Consider the following 19,041-nt stretch of genomic DNA (forward strand, 5'->3'; position numbering starts at 1 on the left):
TCGGTTTTTTTGCACTACAATTTAATGATTCAGGTTTATTCAACTAAGTCGGCTGAACCAGGCTCATGGTAATTTTGCGCACAATCGGTAAGATAAAAAGTAATACTGGAAAGGCAATCAGCCAAGAAATCCCCCAAGCTGAAAGCCATGTGTATAGCGAAAAATTCTCAAAACCCATGCTTCTGAATGTACTGATACATGAAACAATAAATGTCATGATAATGGACAGTAACAAAGGTAAAACAATCGCTGCATAGCGATTTGGAATCTTTTTAAAATTAAAATAAGACGATTTAGAATTTTGCATTTTTTACTCCGTAAACCAACAAACGCCAGTGCCGCATCAAAATATTAAAATCTTGATTTAAATAGCCCCAAGCCTTGTTGGAGATATGTTGGCACGTTGATTGACGTAAACGTTTACGGCTTTATGATCAGCGAAAATAATTTAGCATAAACTTGAAAAAAATATAATAAATAATGCGCTGAAAATATTTTCAATTTCGTTTTGATAGGGCTTGGATTGAATATGATTGTCTTTTTAACAGGATCATTTGTCTGTTTTGTATAAGGTTGATCGCTTTAAATTTATCTAAAATGATTTTATCTCTTGAGATGAACTGATAAAAATACGAGGACTCAGCAATGCAACAAATAGAATGGAATGATTTTCTTAAAGTAGAGTTACGGGTAGGAAAAATTATTCAAGCCGAAGTATTTGAGAAAGCGCGTAAGCCTGCTTATATTTTGCATGTTGATTTTGGCGAAGCACTCGGTGTAAAGAAATCGAGTGCGCAAATTACCAACCTGTATCAACCTGAAGATTTAATTGGGAAGCTTGTGGTTGCTGTTGTGAACTTTCCAAAAAAACAAATTGGACCGATTCAGTCAGAGTGTTTAGTGACGGGTTTCCATAATCAAGATGGGCATGTGACGTTGTGTGTGCCTGATGCAAATGTGCCATTGGGAACAAAGTTACTTTAATCATTGAATCAAGCGCTTTGTTGAAGCTGACCTCATCTCCTTAAACCAGAGATGAGGGATTCAAACATTAACGTCTAGATTTAAAGCTAATATCGACTGCTTTAGGTCGATAGATCCAACCTAAAATTAATAATAAGAGGGATAGCAATAAAATAGGATAATCACTAAAGCGGGTGTACCAAGTTTCACCTTGCATGGCAGGTAAATCACCACGAAGCACAGCTTTTTGATCTACAGGGGCTTGTTTTACAATATGTCCATTGTGGTCAATAAATGCTGTTACGCCTGTATTGGTAGCACGAATAAACCAACGTCCATTTTCCTTGGCACGCATTTGCACCATTTGAAGATGTTGTAATGGGCCTGCTGTACCGGTGAACCAAGCATCATTAGAAACAGTCACTAAAAAGTCACTATTAATCGCATTTCGTCGAGTGAGATTCGGATAGGCCACTTCATAACAAATGGCTGCAGCTAAATCATGTCCTTTAATATTAAAAGGTTTCTGATTGGATGCACCTTGGGAAAATCCACTCATGGATGGATCATTTTGTAGCGCAGGTAACACCCAAGCCAATAATCCTGAAAGTGGAATATATTCACCAAAAGGCACCAGACGTTGTTTTTTATATAAGCCTGAAGAATCCGCGCCAGAAGCCATCATACTGTTGTAGTACATTGGATAGCCATTTTTCTGTGATTCTTTTAAGTCCCAATAAGGAATACCCGTTACCCATGCTGTGCCTGAACTTTTGGCTTGTTGATCCATCATATCCAAGAATTGTTGAATATCTGTTTGGAACAACGGAATCGAGGATTCTGGCCAAACAATCAGATCTCGGCCCCATTCAGTACGGCTTAAATTGACGTAAATTTCTAAGGTTTTAACCTGATATTCAGTCAACCATTTTAAATCTTGCGGAATATTGCCTTGAATCAAAGAAACGGAGAGCGGCTTTTCTGCTTTCGGTTGTACGAAAGTGATAAACGATGCGCCCCATGCACCAAGGATTAAAATGATTGCAGGAAAGATCCAAAAGACTTTTCTATTTAAAATTTCAACCAATGCACAAGCAAGGATAATCACAACAAAAGATACTGCAAACACACCAAACAGTGGAGCATAGCCATCTAAGAGTCGTTCAGTGAATGCGTAACCTGCAAATAACCATGGAAAACCAGTAAAGACCCAAGTCTTCGACCATTCAAAAATAACCCACAAAGGAGCGAAAGTTAATGGCGTTTCAGGAAAGAATCTACGATATACCCAAGTCTGAATCGCGGTAAAAAGCCCCATGACAATGGCCATGATGGCGATCATCAAGACACTTAATACAGCATTGGTATCTCCATACACATGAATCGATGTATAGAGCCAGAATGCGCCAACAAACCATAGGCCAAAGCCATAGCTTAAGCCAATCGCAAATGCTTGGCGTGGTGTACGGCCTTTTAAGCAAGCATACAGTAGGGCAGGCGATAAAATTGCCAACCACCACCAATAATAAGGCGCCAGTGCTAAACTGAACACTGCGCCTGACATTAACGAAATCAATAATGGGAAAATGAAGGGCAGCTGTTTTTGTTGTTGTGATGAATTTAACAGCTTGTCAAAGTATGCTCTCATTTATGTACAGCTCGAATCAGATGAATAGTGCGTGCATCTGCTTCAATAATTGTAAATTCCCAATCTTCAAGCTCAACCACTTGGCCTTGAAGATCACTCACTAGACCAATTTCTTGAAGCAGTAATCCACCCATAGTCTCTACTTCATCGTCAGGAAATTCAGCATCTAAAACATTGTTAAAATGTTCGATTGGTGTAAGTGCTTGCACAATCCATGTATAGGCTGTGGTATGGGCTGTATCTGGAATGATAAATTGCGCTTCTTCGTCAACGTTATCATGCTCATCTTCAATTTCGCCGACAATCTCTTCTAGAATATCTTCTAAAGTGACCAGCCCTGCTGTTGAACCATATTCATCAATTACAATGGCAATATGGGTTTGAGTATTTTTTAACATTCTCAAAACTTGGTCGGATCGTGCACTTTCTGGGACAAATAATGGCTGACGCATTAACGCATGTACATCTACAACAGATGAACGATCAGTTAAAAAGGGTAAAAGATCTTTAGCAAGTAAAATACCCACGACGTTTTCAGGCTGATCAGAAGAGAAAACAGGGAAACGTGAATGTGCAGATTCAATAAGAATATCTAAAATATCAAGAAGTTGATCATCTTCTTGTAAACTGACCATCGCTGTGCGCGGAGTCATGACTTCACGGATTTTTGTTGCTGGAAGGTCTAATACGCCTTCTAACATTGCAACAGTATCGGGTTCTAAAAAACGACGTGAATCTTGTACTAATTTTAGCAGTTCATCTCGGGTTTCTGGCGCTGTTCCTAACCATTTGCGTAAGCCACGCATTCCCCACGATGGGCCTGATTCCTCGTGCATGATCTTTCCTAAAGACGCTTAATATCTAGTAAATGTTTTTTTATCATACCGAAGAAAACACAGATGTCTATCTATTAAATTAGGTAAATAGATGAATGTATGTGTCATATTATAGATATATTGCAAGCCTTATTCATTATTTGAGTTTGTGTTAAAATTATTGATTGATTTCGCTTCTTTTTGAGAATAGATAATGTCTGAACCGATGCCTACAGCAAGCATTCAATTAAACACGCGTGGACTACGTTGTCCTGAGCCTGTAATGATGTTGCATCAAGCAATTCGTAAATCTAAATCAGGTGATGTCGTTGAAGTATTTGCAACTGATAATTCAACCTCTTGGGACATTCCTAAATTTTGTATGCATCTCGGTCATGAGTTGATTTTACAAGAAGAAGTACTAGATGATGCCGGAAATAAGGAATTTCATTATTTAGTGAAGAAAGGTTAAAAGATCATGATGGGTGGAAATCAGTCTATGTTATATGTGATGATTTCCCTTTTATTGATTTAATAATATTGAAATTTATTTAGCCTATTTTTAATAGTTAATAAATTTATGTTATATTCAATTTATTGAATTTTAATAATTATATTGTGGTTATTGAATCATTTTACAAAATTAAAAATGACAGAATTTTGACTTATGATTATAATCTAAACATATTTTTTAATAATAATTAACTCATTCAAATGAACAGCTTAGTAAATAGCATTTATAAAATATTGGATCAGCTTGGACTAAACGCACAAAAACGAGCTTTGCATATCCAATTTAGCAATACAGACTTAAACAACCAAGTCTTCTTACAACGCATCGATGGACAACATGGTCTAAACCAAGGTGTATCTGTTGAACTGATTTGCCTTGCCACTTCAGCAACGATTCCGCTTAAACAATTCATTGGTAGCCGAGTGGCCATTGATCAAGTCACAGATCATGGACAACTGTTTCGTAGCACAGGGGTAATTACTGAGGCCGCACAAGGGCAAAGTGATGGCGCACTAACGCTATATAAACTCAAACTCGAAGATGCCACTTCACTATGGCATAAACGCCGTAACAGCCGAGTGTTTATGAATAAGTCGGTTGTGCAAGTCATAGAAACCCTTTTTAAAGAATGGCAAGACAGAAGCCCACTCTTTGCCTCCAGTCTAAGCCTCGATAAAAGTGGCCTGAAAAAAGATTACGATATCCGCCCATTCATTATGCAGAGTAACGAAAGCGACTATGCATTTTTAACCCGCCTGATGCGCAGTGAAGGGATCAACTGGTTGATTGATGAAGCACAATTGATTGTGCCTAGTTCTGCGACTCAAATTCAGCCACAAAAACTGCGTTTGGTGGATGATAACAGCGAATACAAAGCGCTAGATCGAAGAAGGATCCGCTTCCATCGTAGCAGTGCCACAGAACAACAAGACAGCATCACCAGCTTTATCGGACAACGTAGCTTACAACCCACCGCTGTCCACGTACAACGCTGGCAAGCAGATGTGTTAGAACAAGAAGAGGGTGCAGGCAGTGTTCAAAGCAAACACCAGCACAGTCAAAATCAGAACAATGCCAGTCTCGGTTTAGAACAAGCTTGGCATATCAGTCCGGCATGGATTCAAGACCTGAATGGTGGAGATCAAGCAACTGCTTCAAATAACAATCAGATTGAAAAGATTAACCAAAGCCTCAGTCATTATTACGATGCTCAATCCAAACAATTTGTTGCCAACTCCACTGTACGTGATGCACAAGTAGGTTACTGGTTTGAGTTAAACGAACACCCAGAAATAGATCAACACAGTGGCTCAGACAAAGAGTTTCTGATTACGTCAAAGACATTCTATAACCAAAATAACTTACCCAAAGATCTGAATGAGCAAATCAATCGCTTGCTCGAACAAAGTAACTGGGTCAATTCAAATAAAGTAGACAACAACAGCGATGAACGTCAAGCCAATCAATTGGTGCTACAACGCCGTAATATCACCACTGTTCCTGAATACCATCCACTACAACACCGTCCAAGTACCCATCCACAACGAGCTAAAGTGGTTGGACCAAGTGGAGAGGAAATTCATGTCGATGAATGGGGACGTATTAAAGTTCGCTTTCTGTTTACCCGCAATGAAGATCACAGTCACGATGGTGGTGCAGGGAGCAATGACAACGACACCGATTCCGCTTGGGTGGATGTACTGACCCCGTGGGCAGGTGAAGGCTATGGTGCGCGGTTCTTACCGAGGATTGGTGAGATTGTGGTGATAGATTTCTTTGATGGCAATATTGACCGACCATTTGTGGTGGGGCGTATTCATGAAGCACAACGAAATCCAACGAAATTTGATGACAAAGGCCAATTGCCTGATACCAAAAAATTAGCAGGGATCAAAAGTCGAGAAGTTAAAGGCAGTGGCTATGGCCAGCTTAGATTTGACGATACCACAGAGCAAATCAGCAGCCAGCTACAAAGTAGTCACGGCGCGAGCCAACTTAACCTTGGTAATCTGAGTCATCCTAAAGAAACCGATACCAGTGAAGGGCGAGGCGAAGGCTTTGAACTAAGAACAGACCAATGGGGAGCAGTGCGTGCAGGACAAGGTTTATTGCTGAGTACCCATGCTCAAGACTCAGCTTCAGGTAACCATCTCGATGCGACCGCCGCCAAAAGTCAGTTAGAAAGTAGTCTAAATAATTCCAAGGCCTTAAGTGAAGTTGCCAAGAACCAGCAAACTGATCCTTTAGAAAATTTAGATCATTTGAAATCGTTTATTTCATCTTTGGAAAAAGATGAATCCAGTGAAGCAAAAAGCCAAGCAGATACCTTTAAGCAAGCTCTAATGTTATTGGCTTCACCCAATTCGGTTGCGTTTGCTACTAATGAAGATCTACATCTTTCTGCCGATCGACAAATCTATGAAACTGCGGGTGATAGTATTCAATTGAGTACGCAAAAGAATTTAGTTGCACATGCACAATCAAAGATCAGTCTTTTTGCGGCACAAGAAGGGGCAAGATTATTTGCAGGGAAAGGTAAAGTTGAAATCCAAGCACAAGGCGATGGTGCGGATTTGATTGCACGTAAAGGTATTCAGATTATTTCAACTGAAGAAAAGATTGAGATTAAAGCGGATAAGAAAATTATTTTGATTGCAGATGGTTCGCAAGTTGAAATTAGTAGTGCAGGTGTTTTACCGACCACTGCGGGTAAGTTTGAGAGTAAGGCGGGGCAGCATAAGTTTTTGGGTGGGCAAAAAATAGATGCAAAAATAGAAGAGTTACCACTATTAGGCTTAAATTATTTAAGTTTTTTTGCTACTGATAAAAAAGGAAATAAGTTACCAGCTGGAACGGGTTATGTTTTATATGGTTCAGATGGTAGTGTAATAACTGGAAAATTATCTGAAGATGGATTCATTAAGACTCCTCCATCAAGCGAGCCGAAAGAGTATACAATTATTCTGGATGACCCTAGATTTGATATAAAAAACAAAGATATAGATGGGGGTGGGTTTTGATAACTGCCAGATTGAAATTACTAGTTGATAGTCCAATTCTTTGGCCACATATTAAGTATAGAATGTTTAGTTTAAAACGAGGCTGGTTAGATAGCTCTCCTCAAAGTTTTGAAGTGAAAAATAATGGTGCGTATGGAATAACCAAAATTTATGATTGTTTTAAAGACGAAAAATTGAGTTGTGAAGTAGTATATGGACCTAATAAAAAAGTAAATTTTAAAGTTCTAGCATTAGAAAAAGGTTCATTTGATCAATCAACACAAAAACTTCCTAGCTCAACCTCAACACAAAATCCAGATTTTTCAAATAAAAGGGATGTTAAAATTCCACCGAAACCTATACCGAAGGCAATTATTTTTTTTATAGGTGGTGCGGGAGATAAAAAAGCATATGCGGGGAGTGGGCCAAATAGAAATGTGATATACGTGCTGAAAAATTATTATAATCAAGCAGCTAAAGACCTTACAGAAGTTGAAAATGAATTGGTGATTGCAAATCGAGGAGAAACCTATTTAGGATATTATGAAATTTATAAGCTGACAGATATTCAAAAAAATGTAATCGAAAAAATACCGAATAAAGATGTTTTAGTCTATATTATTGGTCACAGTTTAGGTGGATGGAATGGAGCACATCTTTCAAGTATTTTAACTAAACAAGGTTATAAAATAGAAATGCTTATAACATTAGATCCTGTAGGAACAAATGTTGAAGTTAGTGTAATATCAGATATTTATTGGAAATATCCTGTAGTTAATGCAAAAACATGGATTAATATAAGTTGCTCACCGAAAAGTTATAATTTTAGTGATCTTGTAGCAGATGTAGGGGGACAATGGAGACCCAAAAAGGGTCCTACGTATAATGTAGAAACAACAGCTAATCATGTGGATGCAGAGTTAATTTTAGACACAAAAGTAGTCGGAGATTTAACTGGATTAAATTTATTAATGGCTTCTCTAAAGAGTAATTTGAAATGAAAAAAATAAATAAATTTAAATTTTTTCTAGCTTTGTTATTCTTAAGTGGGTGCACAAACTCAAATGATATCATTATAAAATATAGTGATGCCAGCTTGGATTCTAATAATAATATTAATTTAAAGTTTGAAGCTAATAAAGATTTTTCAAATCGTGGAAGCAATGAAACTGGTAGTTACATATATTGTGCATTAGATGATACTTTTAATGTAAATAATGGAAATTTTGAACCTGATGAAAACTTAAATGCTTTGGAAGGAGTGATTTCAAGAACTGAGCATGCGAAGTTCAATAAACAAACACAAATGTATAGTTACAATGTCCTTTTAATGCATACGAAAAAACCTGAATTTTCAAATGTTAAAAGAAATATTAACTGTAAGGTTTTTACAGCAAAAATTTTTGGCGGGCTTAAACACTCTAATGTTATTGAAATACCTTATAAAATATTAGCGAAATAGACTTAATTTAGAAATGAAAATTATATATTTATTTCCAATATTTTTTTATATTAGGTTGCAGCCATCAAATAAAGATTGAACCTAATAATTTGCCAGAAATGAAGTATGGCAAGAAATACGATAATAGAAATTGAGAAGTTAAATATATTTGGTGAACTTGTTATAAAAACAGATTTACCTGATAACTCAGGTATTAATATAGAAAAAGTAGGGGAGAATGACTTTCTTTATCAAAATTCTATAAGAATATATGGAGTACCTAAAGTTAAAGGTAATTATTATATTTTATTAGATGGTAATTTTAGAGGTGGAGCTTTTGGTGGGATGACTAATTTTAAGAAAAAATATGATGTCATCATAAAATAACACATAATGATTTTACGTAAAAAATAAACTTACTTGGATAGTATTAGAGAGGTGAGTGATTTCTATCAATAGAATAAAAGTGTTAATAATAAAATAACATTAAATCCAAGAATTTCACCAGTAGATTGGATAACAATGGGGAGTTTAAGAGATTCAGAGAATTCAGTTTTTAAAGATGAAAAACCCGCCGAAGCGGGTTTATTTATTTACATATTTGGATAGTTTGGACCACCGCCACCCTCAGGTGTTACCCAAGTGATGTTCTGAGATGGATCTTTGATATCGCAAGTCTTACAGTGAACACAGTTCGCAGCATTAATCTGGAAGCGCTTAGAACCATCATCATTTTCCATAATCTCGTAAACACCAGCAGGACAGTAGCGTTGAGCTGGCTCATCCCATTTCGGTAAGTTGACATTGACTGGAATCGAAGCATCGGTCAGCTTTAAGTGAGCTGGCTGATTCTCTTCATGTACGGTATTCGATACAAATACAGAAGATAAACGATCAAAGGTTAATTTACCGTCTGGCTTTGGATAAGTAGGTTTAAATGTCGCAGCATCTACAGTTTTTAATGCACTAAAGTCAGGTGCAAGGTCATGTAGGGTAAATGGCACTTTAAAGATATTTTGATCGATAAAGTTAAATGCACCACCCATCCATAAACCGAATTTATGCATTGCTGGGCCAAAGTTACGCGAACGATGTAACTCTTCTTTTAACCAACTGTTGTTGAATTTGTCAGTATAAGCAGTCAATTCTTTAGCAAAGAAGTCTTCGCCTTCAGCCACACGCGCAACCGCTAAATCACCACCTTTCTCATGGCCTGCTTGAATTGCTTCAAATACAGCTTCACCACACAACATACCCGATTTCATCGCAGTATGAGAGCCTTTGATTTTAGCAAAGTTTAAGAAACCTGCATCATCACCAATTAAGCAACCGCCTGGGAAGGTCAGTTTAGGTAGAGAGTTTAGACCGCCTTTAACAACTGCACGTGCGCCATAAGAAATACGTTTACCACCTTCAAGATATTGCTTGATTAGAGGATGTGTTTTCCAACGTTGCATTTCAGCAAAAGGATACATGTGTGGATTTTCATAAGATAAATCGACAATCATACCCAAGGTCACTTGGTTGTTTTCAGCGTGATATAACCACCAACCGCCTGAAGAACCTGTTTCTGCCAAAGGCCAGCCTGAACCATGCATCACTAAACCTGGTTTATGTTTTGCAGGGTCGATTTCCCAAAGTTCTTTGATTCCGATACCGTAATGTTGCGGATCAGCATCTTGATCTAAGTTGTATTTTGCAATCAGACGTTTACCGAGATGTCCACGGCAACCTTCTGCAAAAATTGTGTATTTTGCATGAAGTTCATAGCCAGGAGTAAAGTTATGAGTAGGCTCACCATCTTTACCAATACCCATATCACCAGTTTGGATACCTTTTACAGAACCATCTTCATGATAAAGGATTTCTGAGGCAGCAAAGCCAGGGAAGATAGAAACTTCTAACTCTTCCGCTTTTTGACCTAACCAACGCACTACATTACCCAATGAAATAACATAGTTACCATCATTGTGCATGGTTTTAGGAACCATCCAATGCGGTGCTTCTTGTGACTTTTCAGCAGACATGAGGAAATAAGTTTTGTCCTCTGTCACAGGTACATTTAAAGGTGCACCTTGTTCTTTCCAGTCAGGGAAAAGTTCATTGATTGCACGAGGTTCAAGTACAGCACCAGAAAGGATATGCGCACCAACTTCAGAGCCTTTTTCAACCACACAGACGGAAAGGTCTGGAAGATTGTTTTCAAGAGCTAATTGACGAATTTTAATCGCAGCAGAAAGACCCGCAGGGCCTGCGCCTACGATCACTACGTCAAACTCCATCGATTCGCGTTCGATGTGTTCCATGTAGGACTCCTCATATTTCTAAGGGTGGCAACCGTGAGCATTTATTGGGAATTAATAAATCGGTGCTGCCATGAGTGTTCTAAAAATTCCGTGATACGAATTAACGCTCGTACCAATAATATATTTTGCGCTAGTATAGTTAGAAACCCTAATCTAGCCAATTGGCTGAGTCGTATTATTTTTAAGTCAGCAAGGCATAAACCATGGTAAATCAAAATAATTCAACATCAGCGGCTCAAAATCAGCCAGATTCTGATAATAAAAACTTAATGAGCATTGCACAATACTTAAAAGATGTACAGGCGGGTCACAAAAGGTCAATACCCCCTTTAGAGCAGTGGCAGCCAAAGCATTGTGGCAAAATGGATTTGACGGTAAAAGCCAATGGAGAATGGTGGCACGAAGGTCAATTGATCAAACGCCAAGCGCTTTTAGACCTGTTTACAAAAGTACTTTGGAAAGAAGACGGAAAGTTCTATTTAAAAACCCCAGTTGAACAGATTGAAATTCAAGTTGAGGATGAACCTTTATTGGTCAATCAAATTGATCAAGTGAATCTCGATGGACAGGTCTATCTACAAGTTACCACCACCAATCAAGACATTACACTGATTGATCCAGAACACCCTATTTTTATGCGTGAATATCAAGGTGAGTTAAGACCTTATGTACATATTCGTTTCGGGATAAATGCCTTGATTCAACGTTCTGCTTTTTTCCACCTGATTGAATATGGGAAATTGCTTGAAAATGAACAAGGAGATACCATTTTATCTTTAGAAAGTGGTGATTTTCACTTGCAATTAGGGACTTGAGGTTTAATCTTATTATTTATTTTTACCGTATGCCAATAGTGGATCAAATGAGCGCGATTCTTCCTCTCTCTCCTCTAGAAAATCCAATGCCAAAAGCCTTGGCAGATGCCCCGATTGGTATTTTTGATTCAGGTATCGGTGGGCTTTCTATTGCACAGGAAATTGCCAATTATTTGCCAAATGAACGTATTGTTTATTATGCTGATACTGCACATGTCCCTTATGGCCCCCGTACGGATCAAAATATCCGTGAATTAACTGCACAAGCAATTGAATGGTTATATCGTCAAGGTTGTAAAATCGCAGTTGTAGCATGTAATACCGCTTCAGCATTTAGTCTGGATTATTTACGTGATCATTATGGTGAAAACTTTCCTATTGTTGGACTGGTGCCTGCTTTAAAACCAGCAGTGCTACAAACCCAGTCTAAAGTGGTTTCAGTTTTGGCTACACCTGCCACTTTTCGTGGAAAATTGATCAAAGATGTGATGCAGCGTTTTGCAGAACCTGCCAATGTTGAAGTACTGACGATTACCAATCTTGAACTGGTTCCCTTGATTGAATCTGGACGTTATAACAGTTTGGAATGTAAACATAGCCTGCAAAAGGTTTTAGATCCAGTTATTGCAAAAGGTTCAGATTATTTGGTGTTGGGTTGCACTCATTACCCTTATTTAAAACAGAGTATTCAAGAATTATACGGTCCTCAGCTTAACTTAATTGATTCTGGATTGGCCGTTGCACGACAAACGGCGCGTATATTGTTAAAAAATGAGTTAATATCAAGCAGCTTGCAAGAAAAAGGGGTGCGTTTACAATGTTTTGTGAGTGGGGGAAATGCAAAAGAATTAGAAAATGTCATCAAACATCTAATACAACCAAAAATTACATGGTCTGTAGAAAATATTGTTGAAAAACTCGGCTAATTCTTTCAATATTGAACAGATTTAATATATTTTCATAAGTGTAGGGCATATCAAACTTAAAGCTCATGGATGGATTTAAGTAGGGTGTGACAAGAATGGGTTAACCTATGCTCGATAAACGGTATCAAGTTTTTATTACAACATCTGGCAAAGAAATGCAGCCAGAACGGATGGTCGTGTCACAAACCCTTATAGGGATGGGGTTTTTTTCTTGGGGATTAGAACAACGGACACCATTAAGTACCGCATTTGCACGTCGTCAGATAGATGACTGTGATTACGTTTTATTGTTGTTGGGGAGTCAATATGGTGAGCAATCTGTTTCAGGGGTGAGTTATCTACATCTTGAATATATTTATGCGGTGACCAAACAGAAACCAATTATTGTATTTATGCATGAGAGTCCTGAATTTCGCGAACCGCATTTAAAAGAAGAAAGTACGCTGCTAAAAGAAAAGTTTAATGAATTTAGACATCAACTACAAAAAGAAGTTGAGCAAGTCGTTACTTATCGAACTTTACGAGATTTAGAACTTGCGGTACGTTCATATATGCCACAAATGCTAGAGCGCTATCCTGTTGTAGGATGGGTAAGACCTCAGAATATTCAAGTCTTACAAGATGAGATTGATCGTTTAAAAGCAAAGTTGGCGCATGTTTCCGTAGAGCAAGGGAAAAAAGAAGCAGATCCATTTTTAACTTTACCCAAAGTTTCATTGCATGAAGTGTTTAATTTTGATTATCGAATGCATGCCTATCAAGATGGTAATTTTAAAGAGTTATCGCCAGTGCGTGAGATGACTTGGGCAGAGCTGTTAAAAATTTTATCGGTTGAATTTAGACAACCGACGTCTGAGGATTTTTTCTCTAAAGTCTTAAACGAATATTTGAATAATACGGGTTTAACCGACGCACAAGTGGTGATGCCACGTGCCCATGCTGTGTCTAGAGCGCAGATTAATGTGCGTTCCTTGCATACAATTAAGCAGCAAGTCCGTCAAAATGAATGGATCATCCCTGTGGGGCGTGATGATCGTCAGCGTATGCTATGGCAGATGACGGATAAATGCGTGAAACTACTTGAAAGTTCACAACGTATTAGCAGTCGTTCGTCAATTTTTTAAATCAAATAAATTGAGTGAGTTAAGATAAAAAATTTTGTTTAGATAAAGACTCTGTTAAGCTGATCATTCGAGATAAACTATTCTGTAAATCGGGTGAAAATGTCTTTATCTAAACCTAAAGTCCTGATTATTATTGCTAATTTAGGGACACCAGATGCGCCTACAGCTTCAGCTGTTCGGGCTTTTTTAAAGCAGTTTTTATCAGATCAACGTGTCATCGAAATTCCCAAAATTTTATGGGCAATTATTTTAAATGCATTTGTTCTGCCTTTTCGACCAAAGCGTGTTGCCGAAGCTTATGCACAAGTCTGGTCAAATGATTCACCGATGCGTGAAATTCTATTTGAACAAGTTAAATCTCTACAAGAAAAATTAATAAGTACGAATGCTGATTTAGATTTAGATATTGTGCCAGCGATGACCTATGGGCGACCGGGTATTGATGCTGTATTGAATGATGCGAAAACCAAGCATTATGACCATATTATTCTTTTCCCGCTTTTTCCTCAGTACTCGGCAACATCAACAGCCCCTTTATATGATGCCGTTGCACAATGGTTGTTAAAGCAACGCAATATTCCGGGTTTAAGTTTTATTCGAGATTATTATCAACACCCACTTTATATTCAGGCGCTAGCCAACAGTGTGCGTGATTATCAGCAGCAATATGGACCAGCAGCTAAACTGTTGATGTCTTTTCACGGGATCCCACAGCCTTATGCAGATAAAGGTGATCCTTATGCAGAGCGTTGTCGGATCACTGCACTTAAGGTAGCTCAGGCGTTGAATTTAAAAGACGACCAATGGGCGATCAGTTTCCAATCTCGTTTTGGCAAACAAGAATGGGTAAAACCGTATACCGACCAGCTATTGCAAGAGTGGGCAGCGCAAGGCGTCGAATCTGTTCAAGTGCTGAGTCCTGCATTTTCGGCAGATTGTTTAGAAACCTTGGAAGAGCTGGCGATTCAAAATGCTGAATTGTTTTTAAAGGCAGGTGGTCAACACTATGCTTACATTCCGGCATTAAATAGCCGTGCGGATCATATTGACTTATTTGAGCAACTTTTACAGACTCAATTGAATACACTCAAGTTTCATTTACAGGTATAGGGTTTTTTAGGAAAATTATCATGTTACAAGTCAAGATTGTACCCGTTACTGCATTCGCCCAAAATTGTTCTATTGTTTGGGATTCTGAAACCAAAGAAGCGGTATTGATTGATGCTGGTGGTGAGCCTGAGAAATTAAAACAAGAAGTTGAAGCATTAGGACTGACAGTCAAAGCATTATGGTTAACACATGGTCATTTGGACCATGCAGGTGCGGTAGGTGCATTGGTCAAAGAATGGAATGTGCCTGTGATTGGTCCGCATAAAGAAGACCTGTTTTGGTTAGAAATGATTCAAGAAGTATCTGCCCGTTATGGATTTCCAATTCCTGAGCCTGTTCATGTCAATCAATGGTTAGAGGGTGGCGAAAAGCTAAGCTTAGGGAATGAAGAGTTTGAAGTGCGTTTTGCACCAGGGCATACACCAGGCCACGTCATTTTTTACAATGCCAAATATGGCGTGCTTTGGACAGGGGATGTGCTGTTTAAAGGTTCAATCGGTCGTACTGACTTTCCAAAAGGCAACCATCAACAGCTCTTAGATTCAATTCAGCGTGAATGTTTTACCCTGCCTGATGAAACTCAATTTATTTCAGGACATGGTCCAATGAGTACTATTGGTTTTGAAAAGCAACACAATCCTTTTGTGGCAAGTAAAGCGGGTTAAGTATTCACTGTCTGGCTTTATAGTAAAAATAAGAAATGAGAAAATGGTGAAGTAATGAATGTTTTACTCACCATTTTTGTTTTAAATGTATAGTTTATTGATGATCCAATATTTAGTAAGAATCTGTAATAGTAACGTGAATGATCTGAGTGAAAATAGACCATAGAACGATGTTGTTTATTCTCATTTTTAAATAACTCCTGCAAAAGTCATTCATCTCACCATTGAAATAATATGCGTGGAGAATGAGAAAATTAAATTACTCAATAATAGTGTTAAATTGATTTAAATCACCGCTCCTTTACCATTTCTAATTTGATTAATAAGATGACTATTGCAAATAGAATTCCAACTACGATAAGAGAAAAATCGAGAGCATATACTCCAATAAAAGTAAAAAATGCACATAAAATTGCAAGGATGGCGACAAAAAATTTTAAGCCTATAGGCACCTTAATACTCCAAGTTTCATTATAAATTGAAACTAATCAAATTTTTATATATAAAGTGTGAAATGAAACATGTAGTATCATATCGCTATACAGATCCAAAAATAAATAGTTATTGTAAAGTTTAAGTATAATTTTATTTAATTGTTTCTAATGAAAAGGGTGCGTTTAAGTATGTTAAGTCAGTGATGATTACATAAATTTGTCACACAGCTTAAGAATCCTCTGCTTGCGGTGCGTCGTCTGTAGGTAGAGTATATTCATCATTGGCCCATGCACCTAAATCAATCAGTTTGCAACGCTCAGAGCAAAATGGACGGGATTCATTACCTTCCCATGTAGAAGGCTCACCGCAGCGGGGGCAAGGAAAAGTTTTAGACATATGGAAATCCTCATTTAAAAAAGCAAAAACCGTAAAGAGTTGTTAAACTTGTGAACGATTTCTTGTTAGTTTGATCTGATTATGTCGATTCGTCAATTTCAAGCACAGCGTATGCATGCTCCTCGTGATTTTCAATGTATTGAAAATAACCCAATTTGTGTAGAAATTGGGGCAGGAAAGGGCAAACATGCCTTGCTCTTTTCTGAACAGCACCCTGAACTGAAATTGATTGCGATAGAAAGAACCCGTGAAAAATATATTGCAATGCAAAAACAGCATCAGTTGGAAGGTCAAACAAATTTAACCCCTATTCATGCTGATGCATTACCGTGGGTGGTGCATGCACTTTATCCCAATCAGGTACAACAGTTTTTTATTCTATATCCAAATCCAGAACCGCATAACCCTGCGCAACGCTGGTTAAATATGCCTTTTTTTGAATTTCTGATTTCCAGATTATCTCCAAATGGCAGCATCACTTTAGCCAGTAATATTCCTGAATATATTGCTGAAGCAGAACAGCAACTAAAAGATGTTTGGAAGCTGCCTTATGAAAAACAAACGATTGCATCAGATTCAGCGCGTACGCATTTTGAAATTAAATATTTAGAACGTGGTGAATTGTGTCAGCAATTGATTATTGCTAAACCTGAGCATTATCAAACCCGTTTTGATGAGATTGGACCACGTCAGGGTAAAAGTGTTGACAACCAATCAGAGCCATCTGATGCCAATTAAGAAAATTGCCATCATTGGGGCTGGGCCAGCAGGTTTAATGGCTGCAGATGTTTTAAGTCAATCTACAACTGATTATGAAGTTCATGTTTTTGAACAGAAACCTTCTGCTGCACGTAAATTTTTGATGGCTGGAAAGACAGGGCTGAATATTTCCCATGCAGAAGCATTTGAACAATTTATTCAACGTTATGATCATGTGGAATGGTTAAGATCTTGGGTTGAAAAGTGGGATGCGACTTGGATTCAAAATTGGATGCATGGTTTAGGGATTGAATCCTATGTGGGCAGTTCAGGACGAATTTTTCCTGTAGAAATGAAGGCCGCGCCTTTGTTACGTGCTTGGTTAAAGCAGTTGGCAGCACAGCACGTTCAATTTCATTATCGTCATCAAATAATAGATTTAAAGCAGCAACAACTCGAAATTCTTGATCTCAGGAACAATGAAGCACAGCTTTTGAATTTTGATGCGATTATTCTGGCTTGTGGTGCTGTGTCATGGTCACGTTTAGGTAGTGATGGTGCATGGCAAAAGTGGTTGCCTGCTTCTGAAATTGAAGCGTTTCAAGCGAGCAATGCCGGTGTGGTTCGGATATGGTCGAATTATATGCAACCTGTCTTTGGTCAGCCTCTTAAACGTGTAGATGCTTGGGTGGGAAATTCTGCAAAGACACAAGGTGATATTGTGATTACCCATTATGGATTAGAAAGTGGTCTCATCTATAAGCAGGGGCGATTATTACGTCAGTTGGTACAGCACAATCAACCGATGTCGATTTATTTAGACTTGTTACCTGATCAAACTGTTCAACAGCTTACACAGAAATTACAGCCGTCCAAAAAGCAATCCAGTACCAATATCTGGCGAAAAGCAGGGTTAGATGCTGCCAAGGCCAATCTGATTCGTGAATTGGTAGATAAATCAGTGTGGAACACTCCTGAAAAACTCGCACAACAGATTAAGCATTTAAAAATTGAGCTTGAGGGATTTCGTCCGATTGAAGAAGCGATCAGTTGTGCCGGTGGTGTAAAGCAAGCCGTATTAACACAGCATTTACAACTAAAATCCAATCCCCATGTATTTTGCTGTGGTGAAATGCTGGACTGGGATGCCCCGACAGGAGGATATTTATTGACTGCGTGTTTTGCGACAGGGCGTGCTGCGGGTGAGGGTGTGCATCAATATCTCAATAGATGAGATTAGGCAAAAAAATGATGGCGTTTTGATTAAAAACGCGACTTTTATGCTAGTTTGATGCTATTGCCAATAGCCTTTGAAATAGGGAGATTTTCTTAATGTCTGCTGAAAAAATATATACAGGAAGTTGTTTGTGTGACGGTATTCACTATGAGATTCATGGTGAAATTGGAGAGGTGATCGAGTGTCATTGCCAACGTTGTCGTAAAGCCAATGGCACAGCATTTGCGACCAATGCGCCAATTCAAAAAGCAGATTTTAAAATTACCAAAGGTGAGGAATTACTGAAAAAATTTGCATCGACAGCAACAACAACACGTTGTTTCTGCCAAGAATGTGGCTCACCGATCATCAGTATTAAAGCAGAGACACCAGATACCTATCGTTTAAGAATTGGAACTTTAGATACAGCTTTAGAACAGAAGCCAACAATGCATATTTTTACTGCTTATAAAGCAGAGTGGGATACGATTTGTGACGGTTTACCTCAATATGATGAGCGTCCATAATCGTGTAGAAAGGGATCGAATAGATCCCTGACTTGATTGTATTGTTGTTATTTTGCAGTTAAAGCATCGCCTTCAAATTTGATGCCATTCCAACCATTTTGCATAAATTGGCGAATGTTCTGATGGTCTGTCGCATCAGGTGTTGCCAAAACAGCAGCATAATGTTCTGCAAATAGATTTAGCGTTTGTTGTTGATCTAAATCATTTAATTGTGCAAAAGAAAAAACTTTGGCACTGCCTTGGTTCTCTGTGGCAGCATTATGCTGTTGACCATTTTGGAATGCAGTCGGGGTGTGGGTATAACGAGCTTCAATATGATTGATGACATCTGCAAATTTTGCATCGCCTGCTTTAAGTTGTTTCAATAATTCTTGAGCCATGATGTGAAAATTCCGTGTTAAATCGTGCCAATATCATAGCCTATGGTTAAATAATTCAGTAA

20 protein-coding genes are annotated in these 19,041 nt (G+C 38.1%); 14 read left to right on the forward strand and 6 right to left on the reverse strand.

The features are described 5' to 3' along the window. Window positions 1–43: 43 nt before the first annotated feature. Entirely contained in the window at window positions 44–307 is a 264-nt protein-coding gene (locus tag F981_RS21095; protein WP_004725554.1) for a DUF2798 domain-containing protein, read from the reverse strand. Between the two features lie 338 nt (window positions 308–645). Between F981_RS21095 and F981_RS21100 the strand changes: the two genes are divergently transcribed. After that, window positions 646–984, forward strand: coding sequence for a tRNA-binding protein (locus tag F981_RS21100; protein WP_004725556.1), 339 nt, complete (start codon window positions 646–648; stop codon window positions 982–984). A gap of 67 nt (window positions 985–1,051) precedes the next feature. Here the strand turns inward: F981_RS21100 and lnt are convergent, their stop codons facing one another. Beyond that, entirely contained in the window at window positions 1,052–2,611 is a 1,560-nt protein-coding gene (gene lnt / locus F981_RS21105; RefSeq protein WP_004725558.1) for an apolipoprotein N-acyltransferase, read from the reverse strand. Beyond that, window positions 2,608–3,447, reverse strand: a complete 840-nt coding sequence (locus F981_RS21110) for an HlyC/CorC family transporter (protein ID WP_004725561.1) — start codon at window positions 3,445–3,447, stop codon at window positions 2,608–2,610. Before F981_RS21110 ends, lnt begins: the two co-directional genes overlap by 4 nt. Window positions 3,448–3,640: 193 nt before the next feature. On the opposite strand from F981_RS21110, the gene tusA reads away from it, so the two are divergent. The 5 genes from tusA to F981_RS21135 all read left to right on the forward strand — a co-directional run bounded on the left by tusA (window position 3,641) and on the right by F981_RS21135 (window position 8,767). Further along, window positions 3,641–3,898, forward strand: coding sequence for a sulfurtransferase TusA (gene tusA / locus F981_RS21115; RefSeq protein WP_004725563.1), 258 nt, complete (start codon window positions 3,641–3,643; stop codon window positions 3,896–3,898). Window positions 3,899–4,140: 242 nt separating this feature from the next. Next, window positions 4,141–6,960 (forward strand): type VI secretion system Vgr family protein, encoded by a 2,820-nt coding sequence (locus F981_RS21120; RefSeq protein ID WP_004725565.1) that lies wholly within the window; start codon window positions 4,141–4,143, stop codon window positions 6,958–6,960. Window positions 6,961–7,022: 62 nt separating this feature from the next. Next, complete coding sequence (locus tag F981_RS21125; RefSeq protein ID WP_228129051.1) at window positions 7,023–7,940, forward strand: alpha/beta hydrolase family protein; 918 nt, start codon at window positions 7,023–7,025, stop codon at window positions 7,938–7,940. Beyond that, window positions 7,937–8,401, forward strand: a complete 465-nt coding sequence (locus F981_RS21130) for a hypothetical protein (protein WP_004725569.1) — start codon at window positions 7,937–7,939, stop codon at window positions 8,399–8,401. The genes F981_RS21125 and F981_RS21130 overlap by 4 nt, the downstream gene beginning before the upstream one ends. 105 nt (window positions 8,402–8,506) lie before the next feature. Continuing rightward, window positions 8,507–8,767: a hypothetical protein gene (locus F981_RS21135; protein WP_004725571.1), complete on the forward strand. Its 261-nt coding sequence runs from the start codon at window positions 8,507–8,509 to the stop codon at window positions 8,765–8,767. Window positions 8,768–8,973: 206 nt separating this feature from the next. On the opposite strand, the gene F981_RS21140 is transcribed toward F981_RS21135, so the two are convergent. Beyond that, entirely contained in the window at window positions 8,974–10,686 is a 1,713-nt protein-coding gene (locus F981_RS21140) for an electron transfer flavoprotein-ubiquinone oxidoreductase (protein WP_004725573.1), read from the reverse strand. Between the two features lie 203 nt (window positions 10,687–10,889). On the opposite strand from F981_RS21140, the gene F981_RS21145 reads away from it, so the two are divergent. The 5 genes from F981_RS21145 to F981_RS21165 all read left to right on the forward strand — a co-directional run bounded on the left by F981_RS21145 (window position 10,890) and on the right by F981_RS21165 (window position 15,326). Beyond that, window positions 10,890–11,501 (forward strand): DUF1285 domain-containing protein, encoded by a 612-nt coding sequence (locus F981_RS21145; RefSeq protein ID WP_004725575.1) that lies wholly within the window; start codon window positions 10,890–10,892, stop codon window positions 11,499–11,501. 47 nt (window positions 11,502–11,548) lie between these two features. Then, window positions 11,549–12,427, forward strand: a complete 879-nt coding sequence (gene murI, locus F981_RS21150; protein WP_016539370.1) for a glutamate racemase — start codon at window positions 11,549–11,551, stop codon at window positions 12,425–12,427. A gap of 107 nt (window positions 12,428–12,534) precedes the next feature. After that, window positions 12,535–13,551 carry a DUF4062 domain-containing protein gene (locus tag F981_RS21155; RefSeq protein ID WP_004725578.1) on the forward strand — a complete coding sequence of 339 codons (1,017 nt, stop codon included), beginning with the start codon at window positions 12,535–12,537 and terminating at the stop codon, window positions 13,549–13,551. A gap of 99 nt (window positions 13,552–13,650) precedes the next feature. Further along, on the forward strand, window positions 13,651–14,661 hold the full coding sequence (hemH, locus tag F981_RS21160; RefSeq protein WP_004725580.1) for a ferrochelatase: 1,011 nt from the start codon (window positions 13,651–13,653) through the stop codon (window positions 14,659–14,661). Between the two features lie 20 nt (window positions 14,662–14,681). Then, window positions 14,682–15,326, forward strand: a complete 645-nt coding sequence (locus F981_RS21165; RefSeq protein WP_004725581.1) for an MBL fold metallo-hydrolase — start codon at window positions 14,682–14,684, stop codon at window positions 15,324–15,326. 663 nt (window positions 15,327–15,989) lie between these two features. Here the strand turns inward: F981_RS21165 and F981_RS21170 are convergent. Then, window positions 15,990–16,157 carry a DNA gyrase inhibitor YacG gene (locus tag F981_RS21170; RefSeq protein ID WP_004725583.1) on the reverse strand — a complete coding sequence of 56 codons (168 nt, stop codon included), beginning with the start codon at window positions 16,155–16,157 and terminating at the stop codon, window positions 15,990–15,992. A gap of 75 nt (window positions 16,158–16,232) precedes the next feature. On the opposite strand from F981_RS21170, the gene F981_RS21175 reads away from it, so the two are divergent. The 3 genes from F981_RS21175 (at window position 16,233) to F981_RS21185 (ending at window position 18,599) form a co-directional block, all read left to right on the forward strand. Beyond that, window positions 16,233–16,895, forward strand: a complete 663-nt coding sequence (locus tag F981_RS21175) for a class I SAM-dependent methyltransferase (protein WP_171066964.1) — start codon at window positions 16,233–16,235, stop codon at window positions 16,893–16,895. Continuing rightward, entirely contained in the window at window positions 16,885–18,090 is a 1,206-nt protein-coding gene (locus F981_RS21180; protein ID WP_004725586.1) for a TIGR03862 family flavoprotein, read from the forward strand. Before F981_RS21175 ends, F981_RS21180 begins: the two co-directional genes overlap by 11 nt. 98 nt (window positions 18,091–18,188) lie before the next feature. Next, the gene (locus F981_RS21185) at window positions 18,189–18,599 is read left to right on the forward strand and encodes a GFA family protein (RefSeq protein WP_004725587.1); all 411 of its coding nucleotides are present in this window, start codon (window positions 18,189–18,191) and stop codon (window positions 18,597–18,599) included. A 47-nt stretch (window positions 18,600–18,646) separates the two neighbouring features. On the opposite strand, the gene F981_RS21190 is transcribed toward F981_RS21185, so the two are convergent. Further along, window positions 18,647–18,979, reverse strand: coding sequence for a HopJ type III effector protein (locus tag F981_RS21190; RefSeq protein ID WP_004725589.1), 333 nt, complete (start codon window positions 18,977–18,979; stop codon window positions 18,647–18,649). Between the last annotated feature and the right edge of the window lie 62 nt (window positions 18,980–19,041).

Source organism: Acinetobacter guillouiae CIP 63.46 (assembly GCF_000368145.1).
GTDB classification, from domain to species: Bacteria; Pseudomonadota; Gammaproteobacteria; order Pseudomonadales; family Moraxellaceae; genus Acinetobacter; species Acinetobacter guillouiae.